Origin of the sequence: Rheinheimera soli, from assembly GCF_031457405.1 — a bacterium.
Lineage (GTDB): Bacteria > Pseudomonadota > Gammaproteobacteria > Enterobacterales > Alteromonadaceae > Pararheinheimera > Pararheinheimera soli_A.
In genome coordinates, this window is record NZ_JAVDWR010000002.1 from 366360 (window position 1) to 386522 (window position 20163).

Below are 20163 nucleotides of genomic sequence, written 5' to 3' on the forward strand. Positions count from 1 at the left end.
CTGTAAGGACCTTTGTCCGTACAGAGAGTAGGGGGTTAAGATGACAAAAATGCGTCAGATTTATGGCTTTTTGTGGAAATTTTAACCTGCTCAGGCAACTTTGCTCTGAGCAGGTTCTTCTTCCGCCAGCACTGCCATTGGCATGGCGGCCAGCGTATGGCTTTGTTCTGTCCAATGGTACAGCGTTAGTGAACCATCTTGTTGCTCTATCAGGGCAGTGCAGTTATCAATCCAGTCACCGTCGTTGCAGTAAATAATGCCATCCTGCAAGCTGATTTCCGGATGATGGATATGACCACAAACCACACCATCAAAACCTGAGCGTTTGGCTTTTGCCACTGCTGCATCACGATAGCGGGCAATCGCCTGCTGAGCGCCTGGTACTTTACTTTTGATAAAGGCGGCAAGGCTAAAATAACGTCCACCTAAAGCGCGACGGATACGGTTGCTCCAGCGATTTAAAAACAATAAAAAGTCATACAGATTGTCACCCAGCCAGGCGTGAAATCGCCCGAAATTCACTTCTTTATCAAATTCATCGCCATGCAACAGCAGCAATTTTTTGCCTAAAGCCGTGGTGTGACAACCGCGTAATTGCAGTTTAATAGTGCCAAACTGACGACCGGCCCAGTGACGGAACTCTTCATCATGGTTACCTGGAATATAAATGACTTCAGTGCCCTGATCCGCTTTCGCCAGCAGGGTTTGGATCACGGCATTTTGCTCCGGACTCCAGCACACTTGTTTTTGCATAGCCCACAGGTCAAGGATATCGCCCAGCAGGTAAATAGTGTCGGCTTTGGTTTGATTGAGGAAGTTCAGCAGATAGGTCGCCTGACAGTCTTTATTTCCTAAATGAATGTCAGACAAGAAGATAGTTCGACAATGCAGCATACAAAGCTCCTGCGAATTGTTGGCCTTGGTTCTTCAGGCTCGGGTAGAATGTGCTTTGCCCATGTCAGAGATATGACGAAAAATTGAAGCTTTGGTGAACAGATGTCTATAGCCCTGGTGATCCCCGATCGTAAGTTAGATACATTGGTAGAAAAGCTGAATGCCTTATTACCCGGTGTTTTGATCCAACAATGGCCTGATTACAGTGCGCCTGAACAAGTGCAAATGGCTGTGGTCTGGAAACAACCACAAGGTTCCTTAGCGGCTTTAAGCAATTTAAAAAGCTTGCAGTCTTTTGGTGCGGGAGTGGATAGCATAGTGTCGGATCCGACCTTACCGGATTTGCCACTAAGCCGTATTGTTGATCCTGCTTTGGCGTCTTCTATGGTGAATTACCTGTCTGGCATAGTGCTGCATTACCAGTTGCGGCTGGATTTATTTCAGCGTCAGCAGCAACAGAAGCTCTGGAAACCCAAAAGCCCTCGCACTATTCAACAGATTTGTCTGCTGGGTTTAGGTGAACTGGGGCAGGCGGCAGCGCAGTATTTTTTGCAGCAAGGGTATCAGGTCAGTGGCTGGTCGCGTAGCTTAAAACAACTGAACGGCATCCAGTGCTACGCAGGCGATACTGGCTTTAAAAACGCTGTTTGTGATGCCGATATGGTGATTTGTTTATTGCCTCTGACAGCTGAGACCACGAACTTCTTAAATACAGAGCGTTTATCTGCTTTTAAACAGGGTGCAATCCTCGTCAACGTGGCTCGTGGGGCTATAGTGGATGACCGGGCTTTATTGGCTGCTTTAGATGCTGGCCAGTTGCAGGCGGCTTGTCTGGACGTGTTTCGCCAGGAGCCTTTGCCTGCGACCGATCCTTATTGGCAACATCCGGCTGTACTGGTGACTCCACATTGTTCAGCTGTAACTAATGTCGACACTGCAATTCATCAGATTGTTGAAAATTATCAACGCTCCATAAATGGGCTACCTTTAAAGCATCTGGTCAACAGGGAAAGGGGCTACTGATGAGTAGTTTTACTATTGAAAAACAGGGTCATGTTGCGGTGTTACAACTGACTGCAGCTGAAAAACGTAATTTATTAACACCTGAAAGCGCCTTACAAATTGCGGCCGCTGTGCATCAACTGAGTTTAGATCCAGAACTGAAAGTTTTGTGTGTGATTGGCACTGAACGCGCTTTTTGTGCTGGTGCTGATTTAGCTGTGTTGCAACATGCGGTAGATGGTGACGGTACCGAACTGAAACAGTTGTATCAGGCCTTTAGTCAGGTGGCGGATTCGCCGCTTCTCACCATAGCTTTAGTCAATGGCCCTGCTGTTGGTGCCGGTATGAACCTGGCTATGGTCTGTGACATTCGTTTAGCCAGCAAAGATGCCTGGTTTGACAGCCGTTTTTTCCAGCTGGCTTTGCATCCAGGGGGCGGACATTGTTGGTTATTACCGCAATTGATCGGTTGGCAACAAGCTATGGCTATGTTGTTTTGTGGTGAAAAACTCAATGCAGAACAAGCCTGGCAATATGGTTTAGTCAAAGAAGTGTTGGCTGCTGATCAACTCTTACCCAGGGCTCTGGCAATGACAGCAGATTTAGCCACTGTGCCTACTGAGTTAGTACGGCAAACCAAAAGCTCAATGCGTCAGCTATTGCAATGCAAAGAGCATAGTCAGGCTGTTGAATTTGAATATCAGCAACAATTTTATAGTTTGCAACAAGAGGCTGCGCGTCAGGCAATTACAGCTTTACAGCATAAACTCGCCACTAAAAGTTAAAACTCGCGACTAAGATCTAAAAACAGGGGCTATTTTGCGTCTCTTTTTGTCTCTTTATCAGAAAATCAGTTGTAATTGATTGTAAATCTTGTAACTAAACAACAAGTTGTCTACACTGGTTTTGGATTGCTCAAGATCCACAAAAAAGCAAGAACAATAACAATAATTTTTAGTCTGAGGTTTTGTATGCGTAAAGCGTCCAGTCGCGGTCTTGGCTTTACTGCAATCGCCATTTTGGTGTTATTAATGGCATTGTCGGCTTTTCTAACAAAGGCTGAAGCAAATGAGGCAACTCATTGCTCCCAGGGACAGCAGTCAGTCAAAGGATAGTACTGACCAGGTACCCCCGTAGTTTGGGGGTATTTGTATATCTTTTTCTTACCTGAATGTTGGCTGCCAGATCTTCTGGAAAGAAGTTCACCGCAGCAGTGATTCAAATGCGGAACGGGCAGGGATAAACCCAGCCCCTACCTGGCCCAATGGCTTTGGATTGCTATCTGTTATTTCTTCTGATGCCGCTCGCGGTTTTCCCGCTTTTGTTCTGCATTTTTCTGCAATAACACATAAGTCGCAGCATAGCCGCCATGAGGTTTTAAAGCGGTATGGCAGGCCAGGACTTCAGGTATTTGTGGTAACCATTTAAAACAGTAACTTTTTAATATCGCCGGATGAGGTTTGCTGTCACGCCCCATACCATGATGGATCAATAAAGTCCGGATGCCACGCTGATGGCAATCAGCAATAAAACTATATAAAGCAGCACGAGCTTCGACCAGAGTTTTTCCCAGCAGATTCAGAGTGGCATCCATTTGGTATTTACCCAGCCGCAGGTTTTTGTATACACCATCCTGCACCCCATCTTTTTTATAGGCAATCACGTCGTCAGGCGCAACCAGGTCTACGTACTCCATACTCAGGTAGTTAGGATCGTATTCCATTTCCTGTTCGGCTGCTTTACGCCGTGCCAGTTGCGCCAGACTTGGATTATGTTCACCATTAGGATCGGCAATAGCATCGACATTTAAGCGCTTCACGCCAGCCATTTCCTGTAAAAACAAGTCCAGATCTTCGTCATGCATTAGTACTACTCCGCCTTAAGCTGACCGGGAATTGCCACATTATATACCCGTCTTATTTGAAGTCGCAGTGCTTTGCCTCAGGTTTTTATGCCTTATCTGTATTGGTATTGACCGTCTTAGACTATTGATTAATACAATTGTACTTTTTGGTAACAACTATTTTACTTTGATCTATGCTTAAACTGACTTTGATTCTGCAAGGAGAGCATCATGATCCCTGAACGGCTTTATGAAACTTTGCCTTATCTTTATGTGATTAGTGGCGCACAAAGCGTCTTGTGGTTACCGCATTGGACTGCAGCTTTATCTGGTGTAGTACTGATATTTGTCGGAGCCGTGGTTTGGGTGATCCGCTGCGAGAAACGCCGCAGCCCTTATGGTATTAAATTTAAGGAGCAGGGAGTTTTGCCATTCTGGTGTTATGAACTGCAGCCTTTTATTTACCTGTCCGGCGGGGCTTTGTTGTTTAACTACGCACCGAGCTATTTGTTGTATCCCTCTGCCATGATATTGCTGGTGCTTGGGATACAACTCTGGTTATGCCGGATTTGCTGGCGCAGTCATTCCAAATAGCCTCAGTGTGATGAATACCAGAACAAGGCTGCGGCAATTAAACCTTGCTGCTGGCGTAGCTGGTATTTTGCACACTGCTCATTGCTTTGGCCTTCAAAACACAAATACAGGCTGTATTCGTCTTCTGCCACTATTGCACGTTGGTTGGTATCCAGAATACTACCTGGCTTACCAAACCAGCCTGGCATATAGATACTTTTGGTAATAAGGCCAGCACTTTGGTATTCAAGCAATTGAGGTTTTGGCGCTATGATAAAAACACTAAGCAGCAGCACTGCAATGCCCCCCCAGAGTTTTGCTTTGCTTCCTGTTGGGTTATCCGCTTGCTCCCGGCTCGCTGATCGGTTTGCTGAACGTGGCACTGATCGCGCAGCCGGAATTGCAGCTGTTGTCGCCTGAGCTTGAGTGATTGGCTTTTTATTGCCCGCTTTTTTTAATAGTTTCTGTCGTTCGGCTTCGCTTAAAAGCGAGGTCTTTTTGATTTGTTTGGCCATTAGTGATGTAAGTTAACTGAAGTGTTAGCCTTAGTTTCGGTCATGATGAGTCAGACTTGCAAGTTTTGTTTTTACGGATCGGCTCTGTTTTGTTCCTTCTGTCATCATGCTGGAACAGCGAGTCAAAGTAATGTATGCCATTTTTTGGCAGTGCAGGAACCAATTTATCGGCCAAAAGCATGGCTCCTGATCACGAACGAAAACTACAGTTCAGCCTATGCTGTGGCGGCTGCAATCAAAAATACTATGTTCTTATGTAAGCGCTGCCCCCATTGTTTTCGCGCTATGAGTCAGGTACAGCCTGAAACACGACAGATGAGAATAGATCGTATTGTTTAAGCGGATGGCCCGGCGGCATAATGCTGTTTTTTAGATCAAAGAAGCAACAAAATGAAATTGGAAGAAATGCTGAAAAACTCGGCGCAGGCAGCCAAGCTGCTGAAGGCGGTTTCCAATGAACGCCGTTTGCTGATTTTGTGTTATTTGCTGGAGTCTGAGTTATCAGTCACCGAAATGAATGACAAGTTGGGTTTAAGTCAGTCGGCTTTGTCTCAGCATCTGGCTGTACTCAGACGACAAAAGCTGGTGAAAACCCGTAAAGAAGCTCAAACCGTATTTTATCGTATCCATAGCGCAGAAGCTGTTGCTTTGATTGGGTTACTGCATAAGCTCTATTGTGAGAAGAAATAGTAAAGTAGATTAGCGAATAAAAAATCGTCAGGAACGATTTTTAACAGCTTTAGCTGGCCCGAAGGGTGAGCGTCATGGATGACGGCGAATACAAAAATATCAGGAGTGTTTTTGAACATTGGAGCGAAGCGACAATGGCCCGATAGGGTGAGCGCCATGGATGGCAGCGAATAAAAAATCGTCAGGAACGATTTTTAACAGCTTTAGCTGGCCCGAAGGGTGAGCGTCATGGAAGACGGCGAATAAAAAAACCACCTTGCGGTGGTTTTTTTATTTTGCACTGTCACAATTTACTGTTGCGAACAACAGCGAATTGAAATTAAGCTGCTTTAGTAGCTAAAGCCTTAACGTGCGCATTTAAGCGTGACTTATGACGGGCAGCTTTGTTCTTATGGATCAGACCTTTGTCTGCCATACGATCCAAAATTGGAACCATCTTTTTGAACGCTTCTTGTGAAGCAGCCAAATCAGCAGTTAACACTGCAGCGTATGTTTTCTTCATGAAAGTACGCATCATTGAGCGCTGACTTGCGTTTTGCTGACGACGCTTTTCTGATTGAATAGCGCGCTTCTTAGCAGACTTGATGTTAGCCAAGGTAACACTCCTAAAAACTAAACCGGGACCTTTAAAGGCCGCATAATATGCCTATTTTGTAGGCCCTTGTCAAATGGTTTCCTTGACAGATTACAGAATAAAATTAGCCCTTCGCTGGTAATCCACTCTGACTCGGGTGAAAATAGCAGAAATGTCGTTGCAGGAGCAGTCTGTGTCAGGAAAATTATTAAAATCAGGCATGATCGTAAGCTTTATGACCCTTATTTCACGGGTATTGGGCTTGGTGCGTGATGTGATTGTCGCCAATGTGTTAGGCGCAGGCGCTATGGCCGATGTTTTTTTTATGGCCAACCGAATTCCTAATTTTTTACGACGTTTATTTGCCGAAGGAGCTTTTTCACAGGCTTTTGTGCCCGTACTGGCTGAAGTAAAAGAAAAACATGGTGATGATGCGGTACGTGAACTGATCGCCAAAGCGGCAGGGACTTTAGGTTTTATTGTCACAGCTGTGACTTTGCTGGCTGTGATTGGCTCTCCTGTATTGATGATGTTATTTGGTGCTGGCTGGTTTAGTGCCTATTTAGACGGCGCGCCTGAAGGGGATAAATACCTGCAGGCCAGTTTCCTGTTAAAAATCACCTTCCCTTATTTATGGTTTATCACTTTTGTGGCTTTATCGGGAGCTGTGCTTAATACCTATAACAAGTTTGCAGTGGCTGCTTTTACCCCGGTGTTTTTAAATATTGCCATGATAGGGGCCGCTATTTATTTAGCACCGCAAATGCAAAACCCGGCAGAAGCTATTGCCTGGGGCGTATTTTTAGGTGGTTTGATTCAGTTTTTATTCCAGTTGCCGTTTTTAGCTAAAGCCGGTTTTCTGGTGATGCCACGCTGGGGCTGGAAAGACTCAAATGTGACTAAAATCCGCACTTTAATGATCCCGGCTTTGTTTGGGGTGTCGGTCAGTCAGATAAACTTATTACTGGATGCCATTATCGCGTCCTTTTTAGTCACAGGGGCTGTTAGCTGGTTGTATTACTCTGACCGCCTGCTGGAGTTTCCTTTGGGTTTGTTTGGCATTGCAATTGCTACTGTGATTTTGCCTGGCTTGTCACGTCATTATGCGTCTGCGAGCGAAGAGGCCTTTAAATACACCCTGGACTGGGCCGTGCGTTTTATTTGCCTGTTTGGTATTCCATCCATGATGGGTCTCATCGTGCTGGCTGAACCTATTATTGCATCGGTCTTTATGCGTGGTGAATTTACTGCCGATGACGTCGTAAAAACCTCTTATAGCCTGATAGCTTACAACACTGGCTTAGTGGCGCTGATGCTGATTAAAGTGCTGGCTCCGGCTTTTTATGCCAGACAGGATATTAAGACACCGGTGCGAATTGCCATTATTGCTATGGTAGCCAATATGGTGTTTAACCTGATGCTGGCGCCTTTTTTAAGTTATGTTGGTCTGGCATTAGCTACAGCTATGTCCGGTACTTTAAATGCGTATTTACTTTATCGTGGCTTAAAGCAGCGTGATATTTATAGCTTTAGCAGTAAAACCAGCTGGTTTATCGCCAAGGCTTTTATTGCCGCAGCTGTAATGGCGGGCTGTATTTTGTATGTCATGCCTGATTTGACGGGCTGGATTGCTTTGGGCTTATCAGGCCAGGTGTTGCATCTGTTGGCTTATTTTGCTTTTGCTATTGTGACCTACTTTGTTTTACTTTTTGTGTTTGGTGTTCGTTTGAACGATTTTAAACGCCAGACAAATGCTGAAAGCAAATGATTCTTGGGGTCACTTAAGGTTATAATCGGGCACTTTTCGCAGCGGCAGAGTAAGAATACCGGATGGAGTTAATTCGCGGCTTACATACAATTCAACCCAGACATCAGGGCTGCGTCTTAACTATAGGCAATTTTGATGGCGTGCATCTGGGGCATCAGGCAGTACTGACGCAATTAAAAGCTATTGCGGCAGAGTTGAATTTACCTGCAGTGGTGATGGTGTTTGAACCCCAGCCACTGGAGTTGTTTAACCCTGAAGGTGCACCAGCGCGTTTATGCCGTTTTCGGGAAAAATACCACTGGCTGGCGCAACAAGGTGTGGATCGCATGCTTTGCGTGCCTTTTACCCGTGAATTTGCCAGTCAGCAGCCAGAGCAATTTATTCAGGACTTATTGCTGAATAAACTGGGTGTAAAGCATCTGATTGTCGGTGATGATTTTTGTTTTGGTAAAAACCGTGCCGGTAATTTTGCTTTGCTACAACAAGCCGCAGCGCAGCATGGTTTTGGTTTGGGTAGCACGGCCAGCCTGAAACAAAATGACCAGCGGGTCAGCAGCACTTTAATTCGCCAGGCTCTGGAGCAAGATCAGTTAGAGCTGGCTGCACAAATGTTAGGCCGGCCATTTTCATTGATGGGTCGGGTACGGCATGGTCAGAAAGTAGGGCGGCAGTTAGGGTTTCCAACGGCCAATGTCTGGCTCTATCGGAAGAATTTACCTGTGCATGGGGTGTATGCCATTGAAGCTGTGACCCAGATGGGTTTTTACCATGGCGTGGCTAATATTGGTTCCAGACCCACTTTACAAGGTAAAAAAGAGCAGCTTGAAGCTCATTTTTTTGATTTTAACGGCGACTTATACGGTCAGCAGATCGAAGTGATTTTAAAGCAAAAAATCAGGTCAGAGCGACGTTTTGACGGCCTTGCGCAATTGCAGCAACAAATTGCATTAGATGCGCAGCAGGCGCGTGATTATTTTGGGTTGCCACCGGCTTAATAAGCTGATGGCAACGCAACAACGAATTTAAACTTAAAGAAGACGGAACAACAACGGATGACTGACTACAAGCAGACTTTGAATTTACCGGACACGGCTTTTGCCATGCGCGCCAACCTTGCGCAGCGTGAGCCACAGATGTTAGCCAACTGGACAGAAAAAAATCTGTACCAGAAAATTCGTCAGGCCAAACAAGGTAAAAAAACCTTTATCCTGCACGATGGCCCTCCATACGCCAACGGTAATATTCACATTGGTCATGCGGTCAATAAAATCCTCAAAGACATGATTGTCAAAGCCATGACCTTGTCTGACTTCGATGCCCCTTATGTGCCGGGTTGGGACTGTCATGGTTTGCCTATTGAACTGGTGGTCGAAAAGAAATATGGCAAGCCGGGCGTTAAGCTGACAGCGGCTGAATTCCGTCAAAAATGCCGTGATTATGCGCTGACGCAAATCGAAGCTCAAAAAATCGACTTTATCCGTTTAGGTGTTTTAGGCGATTGGGACAATCCATACCGTACTATGGATTTTCATACCGAAGCCAATATCATCCGCTCTTTGGCCCGTATCATCGACAATGGTCATTTACAGCAAGGCTTTAAGCCAGTGCATTGGTGCACAGACTGTGGTTCTGCTTTGGCTGAAGCTGAAGTGGAGTATCAGGATAAAGTATCACCAGCTATTGATGTTCGTTTCACGCTGGTGAACGAAGCTGATGTGAATAAATTTGATCACCCTGAAGGCCACACCGGTTCTGGCCCTGTGTCTGTTGTGATCTGGACGACCACGCCCTGGACTATTCCGGCCAACCGCGCTGTGGCACTGAATGCCAAAATTGAGTACAGCCTGGTACAGGTCGAACAAGGCCCACATGGCCCTGAACGTTTAATTCTGGCGACAGACTTAGTCACTGCTGTGATGGCCCGTGCTGGTGTGGAACATTATCATAATCTGGGATTCTGCAAAGGTCAGGCACTGGAGCTGGTGAAATTAAAACACCCGCTGTACGACTTTGAAGTGCCGGTCATTTTAGGTGATCACGTCACTACTGATTCTGGTACTGGAGCTGTACACACAGCACCAGGCCATGGTCCGGAAGACTTTACTGTAGGTAAGTTGTACAACTTAGAAGTGGCCAACCCTGTAGGCGCGAACGGTGTTTATCTGCCGGATACGCCGCTGTTTGCTGGTCAGCATGTATTTAAAGCCAATGATTCTGTGGTTGAAGCTTTAAAAGAAGCAGGCAAGCTGCTGGTGCACAAAGCCTTAACACACAGCTATCCGCATTGCTGGCGCCATAAAACCCCTATTATTTTCCGTGCGACACCGCAGTGGTTTGTCAGCATGGAACAAAAAGGGCTGCGTAGCACCTCGCTGCAAGAGATTGGTAAAACCCGCTGGATCCCGGACTGGGGCCAACAACGTATTGAAAACATGGTAGCAGGTCGTCCGGACTGGTGTATCTCCCGTCAGCGTACCTGGGGTGTACCTATTGCACTTTTTGTTGATAAAGATACCAGTGCGCTGCACCCAAATACTCAGGCCCTGATGGAGCAAGTCGCTAAGTTAGTCGAGCAGTCTGGTATTCAGGCATGGTTTGATTTAGATGCTGAAACTTTGCTGGGTGCTGATGCAGCTCAGTATGTCAAAGTAACTGACACTCTGGACGTCTGGTTTGATTCTGGCGTCACTCACGCTTGTGTCATTGACCCTCGCCCTGAATTTCATGGTGCCACTCAGGCTGACTTGTATTTAGAAGGTTCGGATCAGCATCGTGGCTGGTTTATGTCCTCCCTGATGACGGGTGTGGCTATTAAACACCACGCGCCATACAAACAAGTACTGACCCATGGTTTTACCGTCGATGGTGAAGGCCGCAAAATGTCCAAGTCCTTGGGCAATGTGGTGTCGCCGCAAGACGTGATGAACAAGTTAGGCGCTGATATCCTGCGTTTATGGGTAGCCACTACGGATTACACCTCAGAGATGACAGTCTCGGATGAAATCTTAAACCGCGCTGCCGATAAATACCGTCGTATCCGTAATACGGCCCGTTTCCTTCTGGCGAACTTAAAAGGTTTTGAACCAGAAACACAGTTGGTGCCATTTGAAGAGATGGTGCAGCTGGATTTATGGCTGGTGCAACGTGCTGCCAAACTGCAGCAGGAAATTGTCGATGCCTATGAGAACTACCAGTTCCATCAGGTTAGCCAGAAGCTGATGAATTTCTGTACTGTAGAGTTGGGCAGTTTCTACTTAGACGTGATTAAAGACCGTCAATACACAGCCAAAACTGATGGTTTAGCCCGTCGTTCCTGCCAGACTGCATTATTCCATGTGGTGCAGGCTATGGTGCGCTGGATGGCACCTATCATGAGCTTCACAGCTCAGGAAATCTGGGAAGTGATGCCGGGTGAGCATTCAGAGTTTGTCTTTACTGAAGTTTGGTATCAGGGCTTGGATACAGTGCCTGCTGGTCAGTTTGATGATGCCTTCTGGCAACAACTGCTGGAAGTGCGTGATGCAGTCAACAAGGTGCTGGAAGTGGGGCGTCGTGATGGCAAAATTGGTGCGTCATTACAAGCTGAAGTGACGTTATACGCCAAAGGCCAACTGGCAACAGACCTGATCTCTATCGGCGATGAGTTACGTTTTGCTTTGTTAACGTCGACTGCAGTGGTCTCCAGTGAAGCTGCTCCTGCTGATGCAGTAGCGACCGAAATGGATAACCTCTTTGTGGTATTGAACGCATCTACTGCGCCTAAGTGTGATCGTTGCTGGCACCACAGACACGATGTAGGTTTGAATCCGGCGCATCCGCTGATTTGTATCCGCTGTGTGGATAACGTTGAAGGTGCTGGTGAAGTAAGGAAGTTTGCTTAATGTCTTTAGTTAAAGGGCGTTTATTTCAAGACACAGGTTGGCACTGGTGGTGGCTGGTCCTGCTGCTGCTGGTTGCTGATCAGCTTAGCAAAGTCTGGGTCATTCAGAATTTCAGTTTGGGTGAGTCGGTTTCTTTGTTACCGGTATTTAATTTCACTTATGCCCGTAACTATGGTGCTGCCTTTTCGTTTTTAGGTGATGCAGGCGGCTGGCAACGCTGGTTGTTTACCCTGATAGCCGTAGTGGTCAGCATCGTTTTAGCCGTTTGGTTAAGCCGTTTGCCGAAAGCTCAGGTGAAGTTGTCTTTAGCCTTAAGCCTGATTATCAGCGGCGCTATAGGTAACTTAATCGACCGCAGCCTTTATGGTTATGTGGTGGATTTTCTGCATGTGTTTTATCAGAACTGGCATTACCCTATTTTTAATATCGCCGACTGCGCTATCAGCATTGGTGCCGTTTTACTGATCTGGGACAGTTTTACCAATGACACTGAAACCCAGAAAGCCACTTCAGGAGACAAGCCGTGATCATAGGTCCAGGCAGTACTGTGATATTTCACTTTGATATTAAATTATCCGATGGCAGCGCCGCCGAAAGCACCAGGGTGCATAACAAACCGGCCAAACTGCAAATGGGTGATGGCAGTTTATCGCCCGCTTTTGAAGCTCAGTTAGGTGGAATGGCAGCTGGTGACAAACGTACTTTTACCTTAGCGCCTGAAGATGCTTATGGTTTGCCTAATCCTGATAATATTTATTATGTCGATCGCAGCAAGTTTTCAGCCGATGCGCCTGCTCAGGTGGGCATGATTGTAGGTTTTGCTATGCCGGATGGTTCTGAACTGCCGGGTTTGATCCGTGAAGTAGTGGGTGAGTCCGTGACTGTAGATTTTAATCATCCGCTGGCAGGACAGACTCTGACTTTTAACGTTGAAATCGTACAGGTTATCAATTAATTATGGATATCTTACTCGCCAATCCACGTGGTTTTTGTGCTGGTGTAGACCGTGCTATCAGCATAGTCTCCCGCGCGCTGGAAATTTACGAGCCGCCTATTTACGTGCGCCATGAAGTGGTGCATAACAAATTTGTGGTGGATGGTTTACGCCGTGCCGGTGCTGTTTTTGTCGATGAACTGGACGAAGTACCGGATGACGCCATTGTTATTTTCAGCGCTCATGGTGTATCGCAGGCTGTGCGTGAGCAAGCTAAAAAACGTGGCTTGAAAGTGTTTGATGCTACTTGCCCGCTGGTGACCAAAGTGCATATGGAAGTGACCCGTGCCAGTCGTAAAGGCATAGAATGTATTTTGATTGGCCATGCCGGACACCCTGAAGTAGAAGGCACTATGGGCCAATACGACAACGCTGAAGGCGGCATTTATCTGGTCGAGTCGGTGGAGGATGTTGAAATACTGCAGGTGAAAAATCCGGCTGTGTTGTGCTTTAGCAGCCAGACGACTTTATCTGTGGATGATACCGCTGATGTGATTGATGCTTTGCGCAAACGTTTCCCGGATATTGAAGGGCCACGCAAAGACGATATTTGTTATGCCACCCAAAACCGGCAGGATGCAGTGCGTGAGTTGTCGGCCAAAACTGAACTCTTATTGGTGGTTGGCGCAAAAAACAGCAGTAACTCAAATCGTTTACGCGAACTGGCTGAAAAAATGGGCTGTCGTTCTTACCTGATAGATACTGCTGCTGATATTCAGCAGGACTGGTTAAAAGATGTTAAATCTGTGGGGGTCACTGCCGGAGCTTCAGCCCCTGAAGTATTAGTGCAGCAAGTGGTGCAGCGTTTGACAGAGTGGGGTGGCAAGCAGGTGATTGAGCACCCAGGCCGTGAAGAAAACGTTATTTTTGCCGTGCCGGCAGAGCTTCGCTAACACTATCATTTCAAGTAGTTTTCTCTTTGTTAACCAGTTGTGCCTGAAGCTTTGGCTGCAGGCACAACTGTGCTGTTGAGCGCCTAGCGTCCTGCCAATCTTTTGCTATGCTTAAACCCTTGGTCCTTTTCAGTAGGTGGCCTATGGGAGTAGTAAACAAATGGATGATCGTCCTTTGTTGCAGCGGCAAAAAGCTTTTACCCTGATTGAACTGATGATTTCCCTTCTGGTGCTGTTGGTGCTTGTGGCTGTTGCTGTGCCTTCCTTTACTGATTTGCTGGCCCGAAACCGTTTGTCGGGCCAGGCCAATGAACTGCTTTCTGTGATCCAACTGGCGCGCTCTGAAGCCATTAAACAAAATCAAACCATACGTTTATGTAAAGCAAATGCCGAACTAAACGACTGTTCTGCTGCCAGTGGTTCCTGGCAAGGTTGGTTGGTGACGGATACAGCCTCACCAGTCATAGTGATCCGGGCTGGCCGCTTTGACGAGCGACTGATCATCAGCGCTGCCTTTACTGAACTGCGTTTTAGTGGGCAGGGCTTAATCCGCAGTCAAACCAATCAACCACTCAATTCCAGTTTTAGCTTATGTGCCGATGGCCCTGCCTTTGCGGACAATGGCAGAACCCTGACTTTCTTATCCGGTGGACGCAGCAGTATTCAGCTGTCCCAATGCGGCAGTTGATAAGGAGCGCCCATGCACAGCCTCAATAGCAACCATCCCCACAACTGCTGTTCCGGATCAACACAACAAGGCATTGCCTTGATCGAGATCCTGATCGCGGTGCTGGTGCTGGCCATTGGTTTGTTGGGCATAGCCGCTTTGCAAAGCAGCTCGGTGCGTTATAGCCAAAGTGCCCAGGAGCGCACCACTGCGCTGATTATGGCTGGTACTTTAACTGAAATGATCCGCTCCAACCCTGTTGTGGCCAGAGCAGGCTCTTATGCAGGGAATTGCGAGTCTGAATTGCTGGCGGATTGGGCGCTGCAGTTACAACTCGCCACTGGAACCAGCAGTTGCCCTGAAGTGGAGTGGGATCCTGCTGCTGGTGTCTATACCATCAGTATCAGCTGGCTGGACGAGAAAGTGACTGGTTCCAGCAATTTCGAAATTCTGGTGCGGCCATGAAACAGCAGCAGGGTTTTACTTTATCTGAACTGATGATCGCTATGCTGCTTGGTTTATTACTGACAGGTTCTGTGATAGGGGTGTATTTATCCAACAGTAAAACGGCCGGGCTGAATACAGTGTTGGGCGAATTACAAAACTCCAGCCGAACTACGTTTGAGCTGATGGCCAATGACATCCGGCGCTCCGGTTATATTGGCTGTGGTAACGCCTCCCGCGTGGTGAATGTGCTCAATGCCGCTAATGTGGCAGGCTCAGCCTGGGCTGTCTGGAACGGCGGTATTGAAGGCTTTCAACAGCCTGCTCCTGCAATGAATGGAGTGACTCCGTTGGCAGGTACAGACGCTATCCGGCTGATGTTTGGCTCTGGCCGCAGTTACAGTGTGGAATCCCATGATGCGGCCTTGAGCCAATTGCTGCTCAGTACTGAGCATCAGCTGCAAAACGGTGATTTATTAATACTTTGCGATGAAACCTTAAGCAGCATTTTTAGTGTCAGCGCGACCGATATGACCAGCGTGTCCCATCAGGCCAATGTCAGCAACTGTGCTTCAGGTTTGGGTTTTCCATTGTTGTGTGATGGCGCAGCGGGAACAGTAAAACAATATGCAGTTAATTCGATGCTGATGAACTTTGATTCGGTCAGCTGGTATGTAGCCACCAGCACAGATCAACAAAACACCTCTTTGTTTAGGGTCAGAAACAACAGTGCGGCTGAAGAAATTCTTTATGGTGTCACTGATTTACAGCTGGAGTTTATGGATGAGCGCAGCAGAAGCTGGCGTGACGCCAATCAGGTACTGGACTGGATGGATATTATTTCAGTACGCATTTCATTGCAGTTTGCCGCTACCGGGGCTGCGGATCTGCAGTTACCTGAACAAATGAGCCGGATGAATTATCAGATCAGCATCAGGAACAGGATTTGATTATGAACGCAGCAGAGTTTCAGTCCTCTCATCTCATCCGTCAGCAGCAGGGTATAGTGCTGGTCATTAGCTTATTGCTGCTATTGGCCATTACTTTGGTCGCCGTCAGCAGTATGCAATCAAGCTTATTGCAGGAGCGCATGAGCGCCAATTTGTACGACCGGCAATCGTCCTATCAGCAGGTGGAAGCGGCCTTACTGGAGGCTGAGGTTATACTGAATGTGAACGACCCTGTTGCGCTGATTGATGGCGCAGGGGTTTATGATTTACCTGTGGTTGGTGCTGATGATCGCTGGAATGACAACGGGCTGCTTTGGCTGCCGGCGACAGCACTGAATAGCGACAGCGAAACCGGTGCACAGTTTCTGATTGAATATATGGGCGACTGGCCTTATCCGCCTGAATGCGCTGATGTGGCAAGTAAAGACAAAATTTCTGTGGGTTGTTTATCACCCACTTTTCGTATTACGGCACGTACTGTGTCAGACAATGGCAGGGCTGCGGTCATGCTGCAAAGTTTATTCAGGCGCTAATCTGCTGAGGCTGATGTGATGAAACTAAAAACATCCTGCATAAGACCCATGGCATTGAGTTTGATGCTCACCAGCTTTTACAGTATCGCCGCGCTGGATTTAACCTCCCCCCCGCTGCAAACCGGTAGCTCGGTAGAACCCAATATCATGTTTATGATTGATGACTCAGGCTCAATGCACTGGGAAATTACCCCGGATCTTTATGCAGATAATCCACATTATGTCTATCCCATAGTGGCTGGTATTTATGGTGATGGAGACGCCAGTCATCATGTGGTGTCGTTTCGGGATGAAAGTAATGCGACGAACCTGAACGCCACCAATAATAATGAGGCTTTGTATGCCAGAGCTATGCGCTCTTATGCGCTGAATAAATCCTATTATAATCCGTCAATTACTTATAAACCCTGGATTAAAGCCGACGGCACTTCCTATCCAAACTCTAACCCTGCTGCGGCTTATCATCATCCATTCCGGACTTTTAAAGGCAGCCGTAACCTGACAGTGAATGAAACGTCCAGCGCGGGCTGGCGCTATTGCACTATTACGGCAACAACAAAAAGCAATTGTCAGAACGTGACTGCCAGCCGGACTTTTTACCCTGCGGTTTACTACAACCATACGGGAGGCAGTTTATTTACCTACACTAATTACCAGCGTGTAGAAATTAATGCTGCCACTTTAAGCTACAGCGGCGAAGGGCGGTTGAATCGCACTGACTGCACTGCCGGTACCTGCAGTTACGCTCAGGAAATACAGAATTTTGCCAATTGGTACACTTATTACCGCTCACGTTTATTGGCTTCTCAATCTGGTATAGGCCGGGCTTTTTCTACTCAAACTGAAGCGCTACGTGTAGGTTTTGGCGCTATTAATAAAGGCAGCAGCACAGTAGATGGTGCCAGTATCAGTACCATTATCAATGGTGTGCGGCCTTTTACCGGTAACGCTAAACAGAGCTTTTACGATCAGTTGTATGAACGAGTGTATGGCTACAATGGTACGCCACTACGTAAAGCATTGAATGATGCCGGTTTGTATTATTCAAGAACCGACAATAAAGGGCCGTGGGGTGCCAATCCAGGCTCAGATGACAGTAGCCAACATATTATGTGTCGTCAGAGTTATAGCATTTTGATGACAGATGGCTACTGGAGCGAAGACAGCGCATCACAAGCGCAAACCAGTGCAGCGCGTAATAACAACGACGGCAGTACCACCAATAATCAAACCATCAGCAGGCCAGGCGGTACCTCTTATGTCTATGCGCCATCAGGGCCGTTTTCGGATGGCCGCAGTAATACACTGGCTGATGTAGCTATGTATTACTGGAAGCGGGATTTACGCACCGATCTGGATAACTTAGTCCCCACCAGCCCTATTAATCCTGCCTTTTGGCAGCATATGGTAACTTTTGGTGTCGGCCTTGGGGTTGAAGGCACTATCAGTTCCACTACAGCTTTTAATGCTATTGGCTCGGCCAGTGCTATTTCATGGCCTGATCCTTTAGCCACACAAGCGGCAAAAATTGATGATTTATTACATGCAGCTGTTAACAGCAGAGGGGGCTTTTTCAGTGCGGCTGACCCGGACACCTTTGCCACAGGATTATCCAATACCTTGTCCGCTATTATTGCCCGGGTGGCGTCTGGATCGAATTTAGCGGGCACCACCACCTCCTTGCAGGCGGAACAAAGTGTGTATCAGGGCCGCTTTAACAGCGGTGACTGGAGTGGTGATTTGGTGAATTACAATATTGAAGACACCACCAGTTATGTCTGGAGTGCTGCGGAGGAAATGCCGGATTGGGACGACAGAGTGATTTATTTTGGCAAAACAGAAACCGCTGCAGATGTGTTTGTCTGGGCCAACTTAACCAGTGGTGTTGGCAGTCAGCAGGCGGCTTTAGGCAGCAGCAATGTGGTGGATTATTTACGTGGTAACCCTGCGCTGGAGCAACAAAATGGCGGCAGCTACCGCAACAGATCCACAGCTTTAGGTGATATTGCCAACTCCTCTCCTGTGTATGTCGGCGCCCCGGTGAATTTTAATTACCATGCTTATAGCTGGCCTGAATCCAGCAGTTACAAAGCGCATATCGCGGCTTATAAAAACAGGCAGCCACTGATTTATGTCGGCGCCAATGACGGTATGTTACACGCCTTTAATGCCACCACTGGTGTTGAAGCTTTTGCTTATGTGCCAAAGCAGATGCTGACGACCGCTACAAACCTGAAAGCCCTGAGTGAACCCAATGTCAGTGGTGTGATCCAAAAAGACTATTTTGTCGATGGCACAGCGGTGTCTGCTGATGTGTATTTTGATGGCAGCTGGCGTACCGTGTTGATTGGCAGCACAGGCAGGGGGGGTAACAGTTTGTTTGCCCTTGATATTACCGACCCGGGGCAAATCAGCCAGGCCAGTTTATTATGGGACAAAAGTTTTCCGCAACTAGGCATCACAACAGCCAAACCAGTGATCACCCGTCTAAATAACGGTAAATGGGCTGTCGTTATTGGCTATGGCTACAACAACAGTACAGGCAAACCAGGATTGTTAGTGCTGGATATTGAAACCGGTGTTTCTATGGCCAGTGGTAATAATTTGGAAGTGACAACGGGTTCAGGGGATACAGGTTTAGGCCAGATAGAAGGCTGGGATTACAGTAAAAATGGCAATACGGACTGGTTTTTTGCCGGAGATTTACAAGGCAATGTCTGGAAGTTTGATTTATCGTCAAACAACCCGGGGAACTGGGGCATAGCTTATGGCGGCGGGCCTTTGTATCAGGCAGAAGATGCGGCTGGTGATCCACAATCTATTACCGGCGGTATAGCGCTGGGGTCTGAACCTAAAACCGGTAAGTTGTGGTTGTTTTTTGGCACAGGCCGTTATCTGGAAACACCAGACCCTCAACTGGATGACGAACAAAGCTGGTACGGCATTATGGATGGCACCGCTTTGTCTGGCCGGGCTTTACTTAAAGAGCGAACTTTAACCAACGTCAGCCACAGCAATGGCACTGAAGGACGCACTGTGTCTGCTTCTGCCGCCAATGATATGGCCGGTTTTCAAGGCTGGTTTATCGACCTGCCCGATGTTCGTGAACGTATTGTGTCTTCGCCTCGATTAGTGGGCACCACTTTAGTGGTGAACAGTATTATTCCGGACAGCAATGTGTGTAATCCGGAAGGGGATGGTTATGTCATGGCCATCGATCCTTTTCATGGTGGCCGCTTGAAATACCACTTTTTCGATATTTCAGGCGATGAAGGTTTTAATCAGGACGATGGGGTGGCAGAAGGGGATGAGATAGTGGAATTGTCCGGTGTACGTTTTAACAGTATGCCAACTGAACCTTTGTTTTTTGAAGACAAAATGGCGGTAGGTTTAGCTGACACTAATGTGGTGAATTTAGACGTAAACACTCAAATCAGACGTGGCCGCGTGTCATGGCGAGAGGTAGACAACTAATGCAAAGTACCAGATCTCATGGGTTTTCTCTGGTGGAGTTACTGATCGCCATTACGATCATAGGCACTTTAACCGCTATTGCTGTGCCTTCGTATCAGGGCTATATGCTGGGCAGCGCCCGTGCCAGTGCGAGCGCCTGTTTATTGGAATACGCCCAGTTTATGGAAAGGGTGTACACCACCAATATGACCTATGCCACAAACAATGGCGCGGCAACAGAGTTGCCAACTTTGCAATGCAGCAAAGACTTATCTGACCGTTTTAACTTTGATCTTGATAATTTAGCCAGCCGCACCTTTACCCTGACAGCTACAGCCAAAAGCGCACAAGCCGCTGACGATTGCACTTCATTAAGCTACAACCAGGCAGGTATTAAAGGCGCCAATGGTGGCACTGGTGCGACCATTGTGAAAAAGTGTTGGTAGGATTTGACCTTTTAAGGAACGGAGGTAAATTTAAAGTAAACGG

At 47.2% G+C, this 20163-nt stretch carries 20 protein-coding genes; 16 read left to right on the forward strand and 4 right to left on the reverse strand.

Annotated features, from left to right (window positions below; translation table 11 throughout):
* Positions 1-90 precede the first annotated feature (90 nt).
* Positions 91-894 carry a UDP-2,3-diacylglucosamine diphosphatase gene (locus J2W69_RS06305; protein WP_310275692.1) on the reverse strand — a complete coding sequence of 268 codons (804 nt, stop codon included), beginning with the start codon at positions 892-894 and terminating at the stop codon, positions 91-93.
* Positions 895-996: 102 nt separating this feature from the next.
* On the opposite strand from J2W69_RS06305, the gene J2W69_RS06310 reads away from it, so the two are divergent.
* Together J2W69_RS06310 and J2W69_RS06315 are read left to right on the forward strand one after the other, a co-directional pair.
* Positions 997-1917 (forward strand): 2-hydroxyacid dehydrogenase, encoded by a 921-nt coding sequence (locus J2W69_RS06310; RefSeq protein ID WP_310275694.1) that lies wholly within the window; start codon positions 997-999, stop codon positions 1915-1917.
* The gene (locus J2W69_RS06315) at positions 1917-2681 is read left to right on the forward strand and encodes an enoyl-CoA hydratase-related protein (protein ID WP_310275696.1); all 765 of its coding nucleotides are present in this window, start codon (positions 1917-1919) and stop codon (positions 2679-2681) included. Before J2W69_RS06310 ends, J2W69_RS06315 begins: the two co-directional genes overlap by 1 nt.
* A 500-nt stretch (positions 2682-3181) precedes the next feature.
* Here the strand turns inward: J2W69_RS06315 and smrA are convergent, their stop codons facing one another.
* The gene (gene smrA, locus J2W69_RS06320) at positions 3182-3760 is read right to left on the reverse strand and encodes a DNA endonuclease SmrA (protein ID WP_310275698.1); all 579 of its coding nucleotides are present in this window, start codon (positions 3758-3760) and stop codon (positions 3182-3184) included.
* Positions 3761-3970: 210 nt separating this feature from the next.
* Between smrA and J2W69_RS06325 the strand changes: the two genes are divergently transcribed.
* Positions 3971-4333, forward strand: a complete 363-nt coding sequence (locus tag J2W69_RS06325) for a hypothetical protein (protein ID WP_310275700.1) — start codon at positions 3971-3973, stop codon at positions 4331-4333.
* 2 nt (positions 4334-4335) lie between these two features.
* Here the strand turns inward: J2W69_RS06325 and J2W69_RS06330 are convergent, their stop codons facing one another.
* Entirely contained in the window at positions 4336-4827 is a 492-nt protein-coding gene (locus J2W69_RS06330; RefSeq protein ID WP_310275702.1) for a hypothetical protein, read from the reverse strand.
* A 390-nt stretch (positions 4828-5217) separates the two neighbouring features.
* Between J2W69_RS06330 and J2W69_RS06335 the strand changes: the two genes are divergently transcribed.
* On the forward strand, positions 5218-5517 hold the full coding sequence (locus J2W69_RS06335; RefSeq protein WP_008900528.1) for an ArsR/SmtB family transcription factor: 300 nt from the start codon (positions 5218-5220) through the stop codon (positions 5515-5517).
* A 319-nt stretch (positions 5518-5836) separates the two neighbouring features.
* Here the strand turns inward: J2W69_RS06335 and rpsT are convergent, their stop codons facing one another.
* Positions 5837-6112 carry a 30S ribosomal protein S20 gene (gene rpsT, locus J2W69_RS06340; protein ID WP_008900529.1) on the reverse strand — a complete coding sequence of 92 codons (276 nt, stop codon included), beginning with the start codon at positions 6110-6112 and terminating at the stop codon, positions 5837-5839.
* Positions 6113-6284: 172 nt separating this feature from the next.
* Between rpsT and murJ the strand changes: the two genes are divergently transcribed.
* From murJ to J2W69_RS06400, 12 genes are all read left to right on the forward strand, one after another.
* The gene (gene murJ, locus J2W69_RS06345) at positions 6285-7859 is read left to right on the forward strand and encodes a murein biosynthesis integral membrane protein MurJ (RefSeq protein ID WP_310275707.1); all 1575 of its coding nucleotides are present in this window, start codon (positions 6285-6287) and stop codon (positions 7857-7859) included.
* Between the two features lie 62 nt (positions 7860-7921).
* Positions 7922-8854, forward strand: a complete 933-nt coding sequence (gene ribF / locus J2W69_RS06350; RefSeq protein WP_310275709.1) for a bifunctional riboflavin kinase/FAD synthetase — start codon at positions 7922-7924, stop codon at positions 8852-8854.
* Positions 8855-8911: 57 nt separating this feature from the next.
* Entirely contained in the window at positions 8912-11740 is a 2829-nt protein-coding gene (gene ileS, locus J2W69_RS06355) for an isoleucine--tRNA ligase (protein ID WP_310275711.1), read from the forward strand.
* Positions 11740-12267, forward strand: coding sequence for a signal peptidase II (lspA, locus tag J2W69_RS06360; RefSeq protein ID WP_310275714.1), 528 nt, complete (start codon positions 11740-11742; stop codon positions 12265-12267). The genes ileS and lspA overlap by 1 nt, the downstream gene beginning before the upstream one ends.
* Entirely contained in the window at positions 12264-12695 is a 432-nt protein-coding gene (gene fkpB / locus J2W69_RS06365; protein WP_008900534.1) for an FKBP-type peptidyl-prolyl cis-trans isomerase, read from the forward strand. Before lspA ends, fkpB begins: the two co-directional genes overlap by 4 nt.
* A 2-nt stretch (positions 12696-12697) precedes the next feature.
* Positions 12698-13627, forward strand: coding sequence for a 4-hydroxy-3-methylbut-2-enyl diphosphate reductase (ispH, locus tag J2W69_RS06370; protein ID WP_310275716.1), 930 nt, complete (start codon positions 12698-12700; stop codon positions 13625-13627).
* A 160-nt stretch (positions 13628-13787) separates the two neighbouring features.
* A complete protein-coding gene (locus tag J2W69_RS06375; RefSeq protein ID WP_310275718.1) occupies positions 13788-14315 on the forward strand; it encodes a GspH/FimT family pseudopilin in 528 nt (175 codons plus the stop codon).
* A gap of 12 nt (positions 14316-14327) precedes the next feature.
* Positions 14328-14759, forward strand: coding sequence for a type IV pilus modification protein PilV (gene pilV, locus J2W69_RS06380; protein ID WP_310275720.1), 432 nt, complete (start codon positions 14328-14330; stop codon positions 14757-14759).
* A complete protein-coding gene (locus tag J2W69_RS06385) occupies positions 14756-15688 on the forward strand; it encodes a PilW family protein (RefSeq protein ID WP_310275722.1) in 933 nt (310 codons plus the stop codon). The genes pilV and J2W69_RS06385 overlap by 4 nt, the downstream gene beginning before the upstream one ends.
* Positions 15689-15690: 2 nt before the next feature.
* On the forward strand, positions 15691-16221 hold the full coding sequence (locus J2W69_RS06390; protein WP_310275724.1) for a pilus assembly PilX family protein: 531 nt from the start codon (positions 15691-15693) through the stop codon (positions 16219-16221).
* An 18-nt stretch (positions 16222-16239) separates the two neighbouring features.
* On the forward strand, positions 16240-19695 hold the full coding sequence (locus J2W69_RS06395) for a pilus assembly protein (RefSeq protein ID WP_310275726.1): 3456 nt from the start codon (positions 16240-16242) through the stop codon (positions 19693-19695).
* A complete protein-coding gene (locus J2W69_RS06400; RefSeq protein ID WP_310275727.1) occupies positions 19695-20120 on the forward strand; it encodes a type IV pilin protein in 426 nt (141 codons plus the stop codon). The genes J2W69_RS06395 and J2W69_RS06400 overlap by 1 nt, the downstream gene beginning before the upstream one ends.
* Positions 20121-20163: the final 43 nt, after the last annotated feature.